The sequence below is a fragment of the Canibacter zhuwentaonis genome (assembly GCF_018531145.1).
Taxonomy (GTDB): Bacteria; Actinomycetota; Actinomycetes; order Actinomycetales; family Microbacteriaceae; genus Canibacter; species Canibacter zhuwentaonis.
Window position 1 is genome coordinate 1 of sequence record NZ_JAHDSZ010000028.1, and the last position, 811, is coordinate 811.

Here is an 811-nt window from a genome sequence, read left to right on the forward strand (position 1 = left end):
TTTGGAGGTTGTTTTGACTGGTGTGGTTTCTTTGCTGTTGCAGGCACGGGGTGTTGTTTCAAACATTCTCACACTAGCGCTGGTGTTCAGCACACTAGTTAGTGCGCAAACAGGGCAAACCGTTGCTGGGGTGGGTGTTGCAGCCGGGCAAAACACGCTGCTGCAAGTAGCTGGTGGTGAACCTGTTAAACCCACCACAACTACCACAAGCCTACAACCAAACAACACCGGTGCAAACGTTCCGGGATTAGCGTTTCAGGATGTTAGCGGGGTTAAACCAGAAACAAGCGTGGAGGGTTTGACTGATTCACGATGGCGAGCTCCAGCAAAACGCAATGTATCTTTAGAAGGACTGGTTAAAACTGAAACAGTTGTTGGTAAAACAGAATACCATCCGGGTGAAAAAGCTAGTATCACTGTATACACACGGTATGACGAAACAAAATACGATGTATTAAAACAGGTAAGCCAAGAAAATCATTATACGGTTACAGTTAACGTTGCTGTTACACTACCGCAAGGATTTGAAATATCACCCGAGGCGTTAACAAGAGGCGTTTTTACGCAGGATTGCACAGGCGTTGGCAGGTTACAGTGCCAACTTTCCGGTTTTACAACGCAATATGATGCACGGTCGCGTGTGCTAAGAGCTAGTTACCAGGTTTTTCACAATAGTTTCGATGGGGCGCAAAATCTATTTGAGATTATTACAATACCGGGTACTGCAACAAACCATATCGGGTCTCACACGGTTAGGACTACCGCTGACGGAGTGATTGAGTTTCCTATCGGCAAACTTGGTGGTGTTGCC

1 protein-coding gene is annotated in these 811 nt (G+C 46.5%); it reads left to right on the forward strand.

Annotated elements, in window-relative coordinates; translation table 11 throughout:
* On the forward strand, nucleotides 1-811 hold an 811-nt coding region (locus KJY78_RS06470; protein ID WP_214337802.1), incomplete at both ends, for a hypothetical protein.